Origin of the sequence: Pantoea sp. XY16 (assembly GCF_025153065.1) — a bacterium.
GTDB classification, from domain to species: domain Bacteria; phylum Pseudomonadota; class Gammaproteobacteria; order Enterobacterales; family Enterobacteriaceae; genus Pantoea; species Pantoea alfalfae.
The window spans coordinates 19650-34885 of the sequence record NZ_JANZNP010000010.1; the positions used below are offsets into that span (position 1 = coordinate 19650).

At 51.6% G+C, this 15236-nt stretch carries 13 protein-coding genes and 1 tRNA gene; 1 reads left to right on the plus strand and 13 read right to left on the minus strand.

The features are described 5' to 3' along the window. Positions 1-212: 212 nt before the first annotated feature. From N1689_RS14470 to N1689_RS14495, 6 genes are all read right to left on the minus strand, one after another. Positions 213-1001: an AraC family transcriptional regulator gene (locus tag N1689_RS14470; RefSeq protein WP_260059259.1), complete on the minus strand. Its 789-nt coding sequence runs from the start codon at positions 999-1001 to the stop codon at positions 213-215. Next, entirely contained in the window at positions 964-1926 is a 963-nt protein-coding gene (locus tag N1689_RS14475) for a DMT family transporter (protein WP_260059260.1), read from the minus strand. Before N1689_RS14475 ends, N1689_RS14470 begins: the two co-directional genes overlap by 38 nt. Before the next feature lie 7 nt (positions 1927-1933). Further along, positions 1934-3193, minus strand: coding sequence for an ATP-grasp domain-containing protein (locus tag N1689_RS14480; protein WP_260059261.1), 1260 nt, complete (start codon positions 3191-3193; stop codon positions 1934-1936). Between the two features lie 263 nt (positions 3194-3456). Beyond that, complete coding sequence (locus N1689_RS14485) at positions 3457-3915, minus strand: bifunctional 2-polyprenyl-6-hydroxyphenol methylase/3-demethylubiquinol 3-O-methyltransferase UbiG (protein WP_253420032.1); 459 nt, start codon at positions 3913-3915, stop codon at positions 3457-3459. 27 nt (positions 3916-3942) lie between these two features. Beyond that, positions 3943-4236, minus strand: coding sequence for a hypothetical protein (locus N1689_RS14490; RefSeq protein ID WP_260059262.1), 294 nt, complete (start codon positions 4234-4236; stop codon positions 3943-3945). Positions 4237-5112: 876 nt separating this feature from the next. Beyond that, positions 5113-5188: transfer RNA gene (locus N1689_RS14495), tRNA-Phe, on the minus strand. Between the two features lie 222 nt (positions 5189-5410). Between N1689_RS14495 and N1689_RS14500 the strand changes: the two genes are divergently transcribed. Then, a complete protein-coding gene (locus N1689_RS14500; protein WP_260059263.1) occupies positions 5411-6730 on the plus strand; it encodes a PAS domain-containing methyl-accepting chemotaxis protein in 1320 nt (439 codons plus the stop codon). A gap of 23 nt (positions 6731-6753) precedes the next feature. Here N1689_RS14500 and mrdA read toward each other — a convergent pair whose 3' ends face one another. The 7 genes from mrdA to N1689_RS14535 all read right to left on the minus strand — a co-directional run bounded on the left by mrdA (position 6754) and on the right by N1689_RS14535 (position 15162). Next, positions 6754-8631, minus strand: coding sequence for a penicillin-binding protein 2 (mrdA, locus tag N1689_RS14505; RefSeq protein ID WP_222924994.1), 1878 nt, complete (start codon positions 8629-8631; stop codon positions 6754-6756). A gap of 220 nt (positions 8632-8851) precedes the next feature. Then, entirely contained in the window at positions 8852-9565 is a 714-nt protein-coding gene (gene deoD, locus N1689_RS14510; RefSeq protein ID WP_090965956.1) for a purine-nucleoside phosphorylase, read from the minus strand. Positions 9566-9591: 26 nt separating this feature from the next. After that, positions 9592-10815 carry a phosphopentomutase gene (gene deoB, locus N1689_RS14515; RefSeq protein WP_161732693.1) on the minus strand — a complete coding sequence of 408 codons (1224 nt, stop codon included), beginning with the start codon at positions 10813-10815 and terminating at the stop codon, positions 9592-9594. A 95-nt stretch (positions 10816-10910) separates the two neighbouring features. Beyond that, complete coding sequence (gene deoA / locus N1689_RS14520; protein ID WP_161732695.1) at positions 10911-12239, minus strand: thymidine phosphorylase; 1329 nt, start codon at positions 12237-12239, stop codon at positions 10911-10913. 62 nt (positions 12240-12301) lie between these two features. Next, positions 12302-13081, minus strand: coding sequence for a deoxyribose-phosphate aldolase (gene deoC / locus N1689_RS14525; RefSeq protein WP_222924991.1), 780 nt, complete (start codon positions 13079-13081; stop codon positions 12302-12304). 234 nt (positions 13082-13315) lie between these two features. After that, positions 13316-14113, minus strand: coding sequence for a TatD family hydrolase (locus N1689_RS14530; RefSeq protein ID WP_260059264.1), 798 nt, complete (start codon positions 14111-14113; stop codon positions 13316-13318). Next, positions 14110-15162 (minus strand): patatin family protein, encoded by a 1053-nt coding sequence (locus N1689_RS14535; RefSeq protein ID WP_260059265.1) that lies wholly within the window; start codon positions 15160-15162, stop codon positions 14110-14112. The genes N1689_RS14530 and N1689_RS14535 overlap by 4 nt, the downstream gene beginning before the upstream one ends. Positions 15163-15236 lie beyond the last annotated feature (74 nt).

The window sequence follows — 15236 nt, forward strand, 5'->3', positions numbered from 1 at the left end:
CAGCCTGCCGCGGTTAAACCCCACAGTGGCGGTGCCTTGCCGGGTGAGTCAGGTTTACGGATTAAGGACGTCAGGAGCAGATGAAACAGCAAAATAAACAAAGAGAAAGGATAGTAAGGCAGCGCTGCAGGATTGTGTCCTGTCAGACGCTGGCTCAGCGTAATTCTGACTATGCTAAAAAGCTTAATTAAGTTAACGCCCTCACAGCATCTTTATTGTGCGAGCTTATAAAGTTGACCAGGCGTAACCCCGAACATGCTTTTAAAATTTCGCGTGAAATGTGCCTGGTCGGTGAAACCTAATTGAGCTGAAATGTCAGATATAGCTTTCCCCTGAATAATCATATTCTTACCTTGACGCAATCGTGCTCCTTTAATCCATGCAAAAGGCGGAAGTCCCTTAACGTTAGTAAACATTCTGACCAGTTTGACGGGTGAGACGCCTGTTTCATTTGCCAACATTTGAAGCGTAGGAGGAAAATGAAAATCATCCATTAGTCTCGTTACCACATAATCAACGACAGTTTTATCTGTTGTTTTTATCGCGATATGCGGATGTGTGCCTGACCGAGAAAGCACTGATTGCAGAACACTCGCCACGCGTTCGTTAATCTCGCAATCTGACGTGTGGCGATCGAGTGCAAATGCAGCGACCTGACGTATTTCCGCTGCCACATCAGGCGCTGCAATAATGTTTTTTTTGAAATGATCATCACAATCGAGACCGGTAAATTCCATCATTGACTCGGGGGAAACATAAAAGCTGTAGTAGTACCATTCATAGGGTGTAGGCTCAGCAGCCTGAATCTGACCTGGATTATAAATGGTTATCTCATCAACACTGGCCTCAGCATTTTTTCCATCTAACCAAATCTTTTCTCTTCCCGAGACATTAGCACCAATGTAGAACTCATCATGAGAGTGCTTTGGAAAAATATGATTGGTGCTGTCTGATAATGTGACCTCAATTCCGGCGATCTTCCGATATATCGTGATACCCATCTGATTCAACCTTTCCTTTCGTCTTTACGCCCCATATCTCTGATGCAAGAGAGAAGAAAAATATTAACAGAATTGCAACAAGTGAGGAAAGTGATGGCGATAATCTCGGGTCAAATAACTGAAAAATGAAAGTAAAAATCGGATTTACAGAAATAAAAACCATAACTCTGGCAGGGGGTAAAGATTTTATGCCGTACTGCAGACACCAAAGTGGTATAACCACGCCACATATAGCAAGGATGACTATACCCGGTGACAGGGTTTCACCTATCGCACTATAACCAAATGAATCCATGCTATAACTCATTGTTATAAATACTGTAATGTAAAAGCGATGTGCCATGATCGAAGAGGGTAAGCAACCTTTGTCACTCAGTTTTCTGCTAAAAATATTAGAGAAGATACTGAAGACAGAGCAGAGCACCGCCATCATCACGCCAGCCATAACGTCTGATGAAGAATAGTTATAGATAAACCGGCCCTGATGCAAACTAATCAGAGCGAGCCAAAGAGAACAAACAGTAATCCCGGAAATATATATAGCTTTGTATTGATGAGATTCATTTTTAAAAAACATTGGTGCAATGAAAATAATCATTAACGGTGCTACGCCTGTTATAATAGCAGACGCCACCGCGGGCTCAAGACACTTCATGCAATAGAAAAATGTTATCCAGGAACCCGCTGTAGTAATATTTAAAATTACTACGGGTGCAAAAAATCGCACCGTAGAAACATAATTCCTTCGGTTAAAAATAACACCATAAGACTGAAAAAAGAGCATTCCAATTGAAAAGACAATAAAAGTGATGCTTAAAGGATGATTATCCTGAACAAGGAATCCCGAATAAACCTCCTTTCCAGCATCAAGAAAATTATAGAGGAAGACCATCAATAGACCAAAAAGATAATTTTTATTATTCATATTATTCTCAGGCTAAATCAAAAAGTTTACCTTCTTTTTCATAAATTCTGATCTTTGCATGATCACTGTCAATTTGCTTTTCATCTTCATGACACAAGTAAATAACACCTGGATTAGTAAAAAGATCCGTCGTCCTGTATATATTCTCGCCTGCATCTGGCGTGTGCATCATGCCGAAATAGGATGGGAGTAACTTAAGCAATTTTTCGCAATTATTAACTTTAACCACACCCTCAAATTCTGAAGCCAGTGTAATACATTGCAGCTGAGTTTTGAGCATATAATTCTTTCCAAGCCTGGCAGCAAAACGTTCAGGTTTCACATAACGTTCGGCAGTAAGTGTGACATGGCTATATCCCAATGCAGACACAACCGCGTTGTGCATGATAGTTCCCTGCATTCGGGCAGCGGTTTCAATAAGCACAGGCCCGGATTCCGTCATCATTACTTCACTATGAGACGGGCCATTGGCGATACCGAGAAGAGTCAGCGCTTTTTCCATATATCTGACAAGCTGATCCTGTACTTCACCCGAGTAAGGCAGAAGAATTTCCCTTTCACAGATCAGCGATGCATTCTCAACTTCCTTTTTATCATCAGACCATATCTCTGTAATCAGATGCTGTCCATTGATGCTGACCGCATTGACAATATATTGCCTTCCGATAAGGCGTTCCTGCAAAAGAACAGTGCTATTTTTTAAACCTAATTTATTTTTTTTACCATATATTTTATTAAAGGCATTCTGTACTTCATCAACCGTGTTGCAAAAGCGAACACTATCCGCTCCAGCGCTATCCACGGGTTTGACGACGACAGGCCACTTATTCAGCTCACCAGCCCATTTCTTTGCCTGTTCAACAGAGTCGGTTAAAAACTGAGGTATAGAGCTGATTCCCCCTGATTTTAAGGCCTCCTGCATTGCATATTTATTGCGACGCAAAGCACTGGTGTCTATTGAATTCCCGGGGGTACCCACTAACGAAGACAGGAGGTCTGCGATATAAACACCGGTTTCGGTTCCAGGTATAATATATTCTGGCGACAGTTGCTTAAGTTCTTCGGCTATCCTCAAAAAATCACTGTGAGATTCATCACCCGGCGAAATCAGGAAATCAAAGGTTTCATGTCTGAATGTTTGATGATATTCCAGTGGAATCTCCGGGGATGATTGAATATGAATGCAAGTCCAGCCATCTTTTTTGAAAACAGGCGCTAACTCAGCACCTGTAGAATACGCATCAACAATACAGATGTATCTTTTCATTTTAATCCTTTACGTGCAATGATAACCAGATTGTCGTCTTTCTCTTTTTTCTTCAAAGAGAAATCACCCTATAACGACACGCTTTCAAAGCCTGCATTTAATAACTCATCTCTGAGCATTTCTTTCTCATAGAGCCTTGTGAGGCAACTCCAGTGCTGGGATTGATTATGATAATCAACCCTAAGCAGTCTCTTATTCCAATCCATATGAAGATATTCCGTAACGCCATTATCTTCCCGGACTAAAACGCCCTCTGCATTAATTCAATTTCTTGCTCTTTCCATATCAGCAAGTTCCATTACAAGAACACCGCCCGGACGTAATAACCCATACCAGTATCTGAAAAGTGACAGATCTTCTGCCTCAGTGGTGTAGTACCCGAAACTTTTATATATATTAATTAACAGGTCGTAATTTTTACCGGGATTATCTTTCATATCAGCCTGGTAATAACCTGGGCCTGAGGCATCCTTTTTTGCTATTTCAATTTGTTCAGAAGATAAATCTATGGCAGTCACTTTATACCCCTGAAGAAATAAAGCATGACTCATTTTTCCTATGCCGCAGCATATATCTAATACAGACGCGTATTCAGATGGAGGGAACAAATTAGCAAATTTTTCTGATGCGAAAGTATAGTCCTGATAGCGACCGAGATTATTGGGCACTTCTGTAAAAAACACAGGAAATCCTGTTTTATCGTTCATGCCACCTGCTGACATTGTACCCTCCATTATTCTTACTATTTTTTATTGAGCTGTATCTTGTGGATAAATCTCTTCCATTGAATCATGTGTCAGCGATGCGTCGTTAAAGTCCAGCTCATTTGCATACGTAAAAACGATAACTGTGCGACGAGATTCCTGCGTTAACGGCGCTATACGATGAAGAGCATCCCTGGCCCTTAGCAGGTAACACTGGCCACGAGCAACATGACGACTAATAACCGGATATTCAGCCAGCGTCTTTTTAATCCACTCTCTTGTATTCTCTTTCTTCCAGGGAATGCGCGGGATAAATTCAACCCGGGCGCCTGAAAGCACATCAGGCTCATCAATTACCCATACTAAAGCATACGAATAGTCATCCCAATGCCAGCCATGAGTATCGCCACTTTTATTTTGGGAATTGATGATAAATTCTTCAGGCTCGTAAGGTACGCGATAAATTTCCTCACCGGTAATTCGGGAAAGAAATTTCAGGACACCTGGGCTGTCGAAAAAGGCAGGAATATATTTCCCTTCTTCACGAATAGCATTACGGCCAACACTATCGTATGCCCTTGGTGTGCTTCATAGTCGTTTTTAAAATAGTTGATCAGCGACTCTGGTAATCCATTAATGTGCTGAGAAATTTATGTTTCAATCTGTTCCACAGTTAACTCCCTTATTTTTATAAATACCCTTTTATGCCTTGTCTTAGACGTTTTAAGCATGCCTTAGCAACATTCATAAATCTTGTATCTCATTTCAACAATCGAACAAAAAACGAACAATCAATTAGGTTCTTCCAGGCCGGGCCGTACGAAAAACGGCCCCATAGCGCAGTCGTTCTTTATCTGCTTACGACGAATCTGTTGGCTCGCGAAGTGCAGATTAACGCTGAAATCAGCGCAGAGGCATACATTCGCTAAGTATTGTCTTTAAACGCAAAAACCCCCGCCGAAGCGAGGGTTTCAAATTATGGAGTCACAGGATGTGGCGAGTGAATCGAACCGTCGATAACGGGTTCGCCTCAAAACGCAAAAACCCGCCAGAGGCGGGTTCTTTAAAGATGGTGCCCGAACCCGGACAAAAATGCCGGGAGCATTTTTGCATCGCGTGCCAGCGCGACCCACAGGATGTGGCGAGTGAATCGAACCGTCGATAACGGGTTCGCCTCTAAACGCAAAAACCCGCCAGAGGCGGGTTCTTTAAAGATGGTGCCCGAACCCGGAATCGAACCAGGGACACGGGGATTTTCAATCCCCTGCTCTACCGACTGAGCTATTCGGGCAACGGGGCGCATTAAACCAAAGCGGCCCGGCAGCGTCAAACGCTTTTCACCAAAATCACATCGACTGACGGCTTTTCCATCAACTCAAATATCGGGTTTGACCTGATGCAAAAATGTCGTGTCTGACCGGGTAAATTTTAGTCAGCAGAGCGGTAAAAGCTCCATTGTGCCGCGATTTTGCCGATATAGGAGGCGAGACCAACACTAATAATAAGGATCGTCATGTTTTCCACCATTACATCAGGTATCGCTTCACGCCACGGCTGGCAGAAGCGGGCACACTCAGCGGCCACGCTGAGCTCACTCAACGGCTCCATCGCCATGGTTGAGTTCTCCCCCGATGGCACCATTCTCAGCGCCAATGCGCTGTTTCTGGCGCGCATGGGCTACACGCTGACAGAGATTGAAGGCCAGCACCACAGCCTGTTTTGTACGCCGGAACAGCTTCAGTCGCGGGACTATCAGGATTTCTGGCTGCGACTGAACCGGGGCGAAAGTTTCAGCGATAAATTTCTGCGTATGGCGAAAAACAGCCGCCCAATCTGGCTCGAAGCCAACTATGTGCCGGTGCAAAACCGCCATGGCCGGGTAATTAAAATCGTCAAACTGGCCACCGACATTACAGGTCATATCAACGATGCACAGGAGCAGCGCGCCATCACCACCGCCATTGAACGGTCAATGGCGGTGATCGCCTTTAACCTCAAAGGTGAAGTGCTTAAAGCCAACGACAACTTCCTGAAAACCATGGGCTACCGTCGTGAGGAGGTAGAAGGGATCCACCACCGTCACTTCTGTTCGCAGGCTGTACGCGACAGCCGCGAATATAGCGAGTTCTGGCAGCAACTGAACCGGGGTGAATTTGTCTCGGGTCAGTTTCCCCGGGTGAATAAACGTGGCGAGACGGTCTGGCTGCGCGCCACCTACAATCCGGTATTTGACGAGCAGGGCCGGCTCTACAAAATCGTCAAATTCGCCACGGATGTGACGGCACAGGTGGAAAAGAATCAGCAGGAGCATGATGCGGCACAGCGGGCTTATCACACCGCGCTGCAAACGGATGAAAGCACAAAGCTGGGTGCCGATGTTATCGCCAGCAGCGTGCAGACTATGAATGCGCTGGCGGGCGAATTGCAGGGGATCTCCGGTGATATTACCGGCCTGAGTGAGTCCTCCGATCGTATCGGCGCAATTGTGGAAGGCATCCGTCGGATCGCCGATCAGACTAACCTGCTGGCGCTGAATGCCGCCATTGAAGCAGCAAGGGCCGGCACCCATGGCCGTAGCTTTGCGGTGGTGGCTAACGAAGTCCGCACGCTGGCAGCCAACATTAACCGCGCCACGACCGACATCGAAAACCGGATTCAGCAAAATCATCTGCTGGCCAGCCGGGCGCTGAAAGGTATTGAGTCGAACCTGAAACGTGCCGATCAGGGCGTACAGCTGGCTCAGGAGGCGGGCGGCGTGATTGCAGAAATCCGTGAAGGCGCAACGGACGTGGTGCGCGCCATCGGCCAGGTGACCAAGACGCTTAAAGTCTGACATTCTGCGGGGGCGCTCGCCCCCTATTTATCAGGTGTGCCCTGCACCGGCGCGTCTGGTACTGGCGGGATAAAGATATGGTCCAGAATATCCCGCATCACGGGCGCAGCCGTTACCCCTTCCCCGCCACCATTCTCCAGAATCAACGCCACAGCCACTTTCGGGTCATCAAACGGCGCAAAGGCGGTATAGAAGATATGGTCACGCAGCCGCACCGGGATCATCTTCGCGTTATAAGTCTGGTTCTGACGCAGGCTGAACACCTGCGACGTCCCGCTTTTCGCGGCGATGCCATAAGGCGCCGTATGGAAATATTTATAACCGGTGCCGTTTGGTGCGTTAGCCATGCCAAACATCGCGTGACGCACCAGCGACCAGTAGGGTGAGTGAGGATCGCCAATCTGTGCCTCGTGCTGCTGTGGATGGTAGTTCTCCACCAGCGTGCCGCGCTGGGTTTTCTCCAGCAGATGCGGTGCGATGACCCGACCGTTATTGATCAGCGCGACCATCGCTTTCACCATCTGAATCGGTGTCGCAATCCAGTAGCCCTGACCAATGCCAACTGAAACCGTATCGCCCTGATACCAGGCTTTTTTATGCACCTTCAGTTTCCATTCACGGCCTGGCAGCAAACCGTTGTACTCCTCATTGAGGTCGATGCCGGTCGATTTACCATAGCCAAACTGGCTGAGCATGGTGTGAATCCGGTCAATGCCCATCATGAAAGCCACCTGATAGAAGAAGGTGTCGGCCGACTCTTCTATCGCGCGGGTGACATCCAGCATGCCGTGTCCGGTTTTCTTCCAGTCGCGATAGCGCCGGTCCGTGCCCGGTAAAGTCCAGGTCGGCGCACCAAAGAACTGCGACTGTGGCGTAATCACATGAGTCAGCAGCGCCGACATCGCCATATAAGGCTTCACCGTCGAGGCGGGCGGATAGAGTCCCTGCGTGACGCGGTTGATCAGCGGCAGGTCTTTATCCTGCAGCAGCTTTTTGTAAGCCTGATAGCTGATGCCTTTCACAAACGGATTCGGGTCGTAGCTGGGACTGGAGACCATCGCCAGCACGGAGCCGTCGTGCGGATCCTCAATCAGCAGCGCCGCACGCTGCCCTGCCAGCAGGCTCTCCACATACTGTTGCAGATGCAGATCCAGCGTCAGCGTCAGGTTTTTACCCGCGACCGGCGGCACCTCTTTCAGCACTCGCACAATGCGGCCATGGTTATCCACTTCTACTTCCCGATAGCCCGGCTTGCCATGCAGTTGCGCTTCGTAATAGCCCTCAATCCCCTGCTTGCCGATGTTGTGGTCAGCCGCATAGTTTTCGGCGATACCTTCCGCATTCAGTCGTTTGTAGTCGTTATCGTTGATTTTCGAGACATAACCGATCACATGGGCCAGATCGGCTCCATAGGGATATTCACGATCCTGGTAGGTCTCAATGCTGGCACCGGTAAAGCGGAACTGATTGACCGCAAAGCGGGCGACCTGCTCTTCGGTCAGCTCCTCTTTCAGCACGACCGGCTTGTAACGGCTGGTCTGCTTCAGCGCACGGCGGAAAGTGTCAATCTCATCGGGTGTCAGATTTACGATCGGCGTCAGCGCCCGCAGCGTGGCGTCCATATCGTCGATTTTATAAGGCGTTAGCGTGATGGCATACCAGCTGACGTTGCGCACCAGTGGAATACCGTTGCGGTCATAAATCAGCCCGCGCGTCGGGGCAATGGGGATCATCTTGATGTCGTTCTGGTTGGAGCGCGTCTGGTAGTAGGCATGGTCGCGCACCTGTAAGCGGAAAAGGTTTACGCCAAGAAGGGTGAAACAGAGACAGACCAGGGCAAAGGCGATTGCGGCGCGACGGGCAAACAGCTTCTCTTCAGCGTCGAAGTTACGAAAGTTCATCAGGGGACATTATCAGGCGATTAATTATTATCTGTCGTTGCGCACCATGATAAAGCGCGATCGCAGGCGTGCCAGCGCGAAGATGCACAAGCCTCAGCAAAAGTGTGTCATTTGATGTGAATGTTACCGGGAAAGCGAGGCGGGAACTCAGATCCTCCGGTCAGGGAGGATCTGAACAGGCGATTGGCCAGCGGGCGGGAATCGTCACCCGCCGCGTGCATTAATCACCCAGCAGGACAGACTCCAGCGCAATTTTGATCATGTCGTTGAAGGTTGTCTGACGCTCAGCAGCCGTCGTCTGCTCGTGCGTACGGATATGGTCTGATACGGTACAGATGGTCAGCGCTTTTGCACCGAACTCAGCGGCCACACCGTAGATACCTGCAGCTTCCATCTCAACGCCGAGGATGCCATATTTTTCCATTACGTCGAACATCTGCGGATCCGGCGTGTAGAAGAGATCGGCAGAGAAGATGTTACCCACGCGCGCTTCAACACCCAGGTTTTTCGCCGCATCAACCGCGTTACGCACCATGTCGAAGTCAGCAATCGCCGCGAAGTCGTGATCTTTGAAACGCATACGGTTCACTTTGGAATCGGTGCAGGCACCCATACCAATCACGATATCACGCAGTTTTACGTCGGCACGTACGGCACCACAGGAGCCCACACGGATGATTTTTTTCACGCCGAAGTCCGTAATCAGCTCTTTGGTGTAGATGGAGCAGGAAGGGATACCCATTCCGTGACCCATCACAGAGACTTTACGGCCTTTGTAAGTACCGGTGTAGCCCAGCATGCCGCGCACGTTATTCACTTCAACCGCGTTTTCCAGAAAGGTTTCTGCGATGTGTTTTGCGCGCAGCGGATCGCCAGGCATCAGTACAACGTCTGCAAAATCGCCCATTTCAGCATTAATATGTGGAGTTGCCATTGTTTAATCCTTATTAAATTGCTGATTTACAGCATGTTCTTGCCATAGTCCATCTCGGACAGGCCAAAATAGTGTGCAATTGTCTGACCAATATCGGCAAACGTTTCGCGGTATCCGAGTGAACCCGGCTCCACTTTTGGTCCGTAGATCAGAATCGGAATGTGCTCACGCGTGTGCTCCGTGCCTTCCCAGGTCGGATCACAGCCGTGGTCAGCGGTCAGAATCAGGATGTCATCTTCTCCGACCAACTCCATCAGCTCAGGCAGACGACGGTCAAACAGCTCCAGCCCACCCGCATAACCGGCGACATCACGGCGATGTCCCCAGGTGGAGTCGAAATCAACGAAGTTGGTAAAAACAATCGCCTGATCCGGCGCAGTTTTCATCTCCTGAATCGTCGCGTCAAACAGCGCATCCAGACCGGTCGCTTTGACCTTTTTGGTAATGCCCTGCTCAGCATAGATATCGGCGATTTTACCCACGGAGATCACGTGACCGCCCTTCTCATCCACCAGCTTTTTCAGCATGGTGGCGGATGGCGGCTCGACTGCCAGATCGTGACGATTGCCGGTGCGCTCGAACTGACCCGCTTTGTCACCCACAAACGGACGGGCAATAACCCGGCCAATGTTGTAGCCACCTTCAGTCAGCTCTTCACGGGCGATTTCGCACAGCGCATAGAGTCGATCCAGACCAAAGGTCTCTTCGTGACAGGCGATCTGGAACACGGAGTCCGCAGAGGTATAGAAAATCGGCTTGCCGGTTTTCATATGCTCTTCGCCCAGCTGGTCAAGGATCACCGTACCTGAAGAGTGGCAGTTACCGAGATAACCCGGCAGGTCGGCGCGCGCTACCAGCTTGTCCAGCAGTTCCTGCGGGAAGCTGTTCTCTTTGTCGCTGAAGTAGCCCCAGTCAAACAGCACCGGCACACCGGCGATCTCCCAGTGGCCTGACGGCGTATCTTTACCTGACGAAAGCTCACTGGCGTAAGCGTACGCGCCGGTGATTTTTGCCTCAGGATCCAGACCCGCCGGGAAGCGGCCGGTCGACAGCTCGGCGGCTTTACCCAGCCCCAGCGCGGTGAGATTAGGCAGATGCAATGGACCTTTACGTCCCTTGTCTGCTTCACCGTTAAAACAGGCTTCGGCGATATGACCCAGGGTATCTGAACCTGCGTCGCCGAATTTATCGGCATCTTTACTGGAGCCAATTCCAAAGGAATCGAGAACCATAATAAAAGCACGTTTCATGCAAGTCTCCTGCGCATTGGCGCGTGACAAGTCAAAAAAAAGCGATCAGATCAGTATACCCGAATGCATCGTGGCTGGCACCGGTTACTGGTCAGTTAGCTGAGATCGCTCACACGGCGATAGACAACCGGCGTCTCAGCCGGGGCGGAATCCCCGAGCACCAGCGCAGCTTTAACCGCTGCGGCGGCCTGCTGCCATTTGTCTTCGCTGCTGGCGTGAATGACCGCCAGCGGACGTTGTGCATCGGCACGTTCGCCCAGGGTGATCATTTCGCTGAAGCCAACGCTGTAATCGATGCTGTCGCTGGCGCGCTGACGTCCGCCGCCCATCGCCACCACCGCCAGACCCAGCGCACGGGTATCCATGCTGCTGACGATGCCTGGCTGGTCGGCATAGACCGGTTTGCTCAGCATTGGCGCGGGCAGATAAGCGTCGTAGCGTTCAACGAAATCGGCAGGTCCCTGCTGGGCAGCGACCATGCGACCAAACACCTCGGCTGCTTTGCCGTTATCCAGCACTGTCATCAGTTTCTGACGCGCGTCGGTGTCGCTGGCGGCGAGTTTGCCGGAGATCAGCATTTCGCTACAGAGCGCCAGCGTCACGTCCAACAGGCGCGGATTCCGCTGTTCACCGGTCAGGAAGCGGACCGCTTCGCGCACTTCCAGCGCGTTACCGGCTGACGAGGCAAGTACCTGATTCATATCCGTCAGCAGTGCGGTGGTCTGGCAGCCTGCGCCATTGGCGACGCCAACAATCGACTGCGCCAGACTTTCTGACGCTTCATAGGTTGGCATAAATGCGCCGGAACCCACTTTGACATCCATCACCAGTGCATCCAGCCCTTCTGCCAGCTTCTTGGCCAGAATCGAGGCGGTGATTAGCGGAATAGAATCGACGGTGGCGGTGATGTCACGCGTGGCGTAGAAACGCTTATCTGCCGGCGCCAGCGAGCTGGTCTGGCCGATAATCGCCACACCGACCTGCTTGATGATGTCGCGGAAACGGTCATCACTGGGGAAAATATCGAAGCCCGGAATCGCTTCCAGTTTATCCAGCGTACCGCCGGTATGACCCAGGCCACGACCGGAGATCATCGGCACATATCCGCCACAGGCGGCGACCATCGGCCCTAACATCAGCGATGTCACATCACCAACGCCGCCGGTCGAGTGCTTATCCACCACCGGCCCGTTGAGGTTGAGTGATTTCCAGTTAAGTACCGTACCGGAATCACGCATCGCCATCGTCAGCGCAACCCGCTCCGGCAGCGTCATATCATGGAACCAGATGGTCATTGCCAGCGCGGCAATCTGACCTTCCGAGACGGTGTTATCACGCACGCCGTTAATGAAGAAGCGAATCTCCTCTTCAGTCAGCGCCTGGCCGTCACGTTTCTTTCGAATAATTTCTTGTGGCAGGAACAAAGTAGCCCCCTGGTTCAGGGAAATCAGGATGGAGAACAGGCGGTCAGCGACCGCCTGAGGGATCAGTAACCCGCTTTGCTGGTGTCGCTGTCATGACCCAGGGTGTTGAGCAGGCTCGCCAGCAGGCTTGATGCACCAAAGCGGAAATGGCGCGCATCAGCCCAGTCAGCACCCAGCGTCTCTTCTGCCATCTGCAGATAGATCGCGGCATCTTCAGCGGTGCGCACGCCGCCCGCCGGTTTAAAACCAACATGCTGGCTGACGCCTTTGTCACGGATCACATTCATCATGATCTGCGCCACTTCCGGCGTGGCGTTAACCGGTACTTTACCGGTGGAGGTTTTAATGAAGTCAGCACCTGCATCGATGGCAATCTCAGAAGCCTGACGGATCAGCGCTTCTTCCTTCAGCTCACCGGTTTCGATGATGACTTTCAGCAGCACGTCCGCTTCAGCGCAGGCGGTTTTACAGGCTTTTACCAGATCGAAACCAACCTGGCTGTTACCGGCGATCAGCGCGCGGTACGGGAACACCACATCCACTTCATCCGCACCGTAGGCGATGGCGGCACGGGTTTCTGCCAGTGCAATATCGATGTCGTCATTGCCGTGCGGGAAGTTGGTCACCGTGGCGATGCGGATCTCCGGCGTACCCTGCTCGCGCAGCGTTTTACGCGCAATCGGAATAAAGCGCGGATAGATACAGATGGCGGCGGTATTGCCTGCCGGGGATTTAGCCTGATGACAAAGGGCAATCACTTTTGCGTCGGTGTCGTCGTCATTCAGGGTGGTTAAATCCATCAGTTTCAGGGCGCGCAGGGCAAGAGGTTTAATATCGGTCATGAGGCTCTCCAAAGGATCGGGGTGCAACCCACCGGCTTGCCGGCGGAATGTTATAATAATAACACTCAGAAGCGGCCTGATATGTGCCAGTAGTCACATAGGGATAAGAAATTGGTGCAATTTCGTCACACTCACTGTGACGAAAATCGCAGATAACAGCGTCTGGTAGCCATTATACGCCAGCTGGCCGAATGTTACTATTATCACATTTAAGCGCAGGTTAGGCAGATCCGGTCAGTTACGCAGCGCCGGGAAAGCGGGATCGAGCCGGAATAGCTGCTGGCTGTTGTGCCACAGCGCATCGGCAATCTCTTCAGGTGACTCCTCTCGCAGGCTGCAGAGCACCTCCCACACCTGACGCGCCCGTTCCGGGCGGTTTGGCTGGCCCTGAAAGCCCTGCAGCGGCATATCGGGTGCATCGGTTTCCAGCAGCAGCGACGAGAGCGGCAGTTGCGCCACGGTCTGACGGGTTTTGCTGGCGCGTTCATAGGTAATAGTTCCGCCAACGCCAATCGCATAACCCAGCTTAATAAAGGCCTGCGCCTGTTGCAGGCTGCCAGCGAAACCGTGCACCACGCCACGGCGCGGCAGATCGTGACGACGCAGAATCTGCGCCAGCTTGTCATGGGTGCGCCGCGAATGCAGGATCACCGGCAGCTGATACTGTTTCGCCAGCTTCAGCTGCGCCTCAAGAAAGCGTTGCTGCTTATCAAACTGCGGATTGTCGCGATAGAGATCCAGCCCGATCTCGCCGATCGCCACCAGCTTACGTGGCCGCTGTTGCAGTAAGGTTTCCAGCTGCCCAAGATGCGCCTCAAGGTGATTTTCAATGACGATAGGGTGCAGGCCCAGCGCCGCGAAGAGCGGCGGGTGTTCCACGGCCAGCGCGCAGACGCGCTCAAACCGGCTGGCATCAATTGCCGGGATGATAATCTTCTCTACACCCGCCTCAGCGGCGCGCGCCAGGCTGCCGGGAACATCCCCTTCAAAAGGCGGGAAGTCGAAATGACAGTGCGTATCGATAAACGTCATGCCAGCGATCCTTTGTCGTAATTCGCATCATTGTCCGCCAGCGGCGGCGTAATGATCCGTCGGGTATCCGGTGCATTAGCGACCGGCGCAGGTGGGGTGACAATGCGCGCTGAGATCATAGGTTCAGCATCGCTCAGCCACTGGCCCAGCGTGGCGAGGAAATAGCGACCACAGCGCCGTCCCAGATGATAATCCTGATTCAGCGCGGCAACACGGCTGCCCAGGGCACTGCTGGCCAGCACGTGCGGTGGGAAGATTTCAATGATGCGCAAATCGTCGGGCGGATTCTCGATAAACTGCTGAATTTCGCGATAGCTCTGCTCATGCTTATTCAGCACCTTAATCATCGGCTGCAGCGCGCCGGTGCTGAGCCAGCGCTCCATCCGTTTAAACCATTTCGGGGTATAGAACATCTGCGACGGTACGGTGCGGATCACCACAATCGTATCGGCCCCGCGCCGGGCAGCTTCACGCACCGGAATGGCATCGCTGATGCCGCCATCGAGATAGCTTATCCCTTCCAGATTGACACCCAGCCGGTAAAAACCGGGAATGGCGCTGGAGGCTTTAATCAGATCCAGCCAGTTCTCGGCGGTGGGCGTAAAGTAGCCGGGCGAATAGTCGTCGCTGCGGCAGGCGCACATATAAAACTCGCGGCCGCTGGAGAAGAGCTGTTCCGCGCTGCTCATCGCCAACGGAAATTCACTGCGGGTAATATCGATCAGCCAGTCGAGGTCGATCAGATTGCCTCCGCGCACAAAGCGCAGCGGATCAAAAAAGAGTTTACTGGTGGTATAGCGGGTAATCACGCGACGGGCGTAGCCGGGCTGACCACAGACAAAGGCAGAGAGATTTTGTGCACCGGCAGAAGTGCCGAGCATCAGTTGAAAAGGGTTGAATCGGGCGCGCTGGAATTCATCTAATACGCCTGCGGTGAAAATGCCGCGCTGACCGCCGCCTTCACAGACAAGGGCAATTTTCTGAGCTTTGAAGGGTGTCAGGGCCAGAGGTTCAATGGCGCCGAGCGTGACGGGAATGCGTATACCCACTGTGCGAACCTCAAAAAAGGGTTCCGGGTATGCTGGAGGAGGGATCCGTTAAAGACAGCAGCATTCCGGAGAAC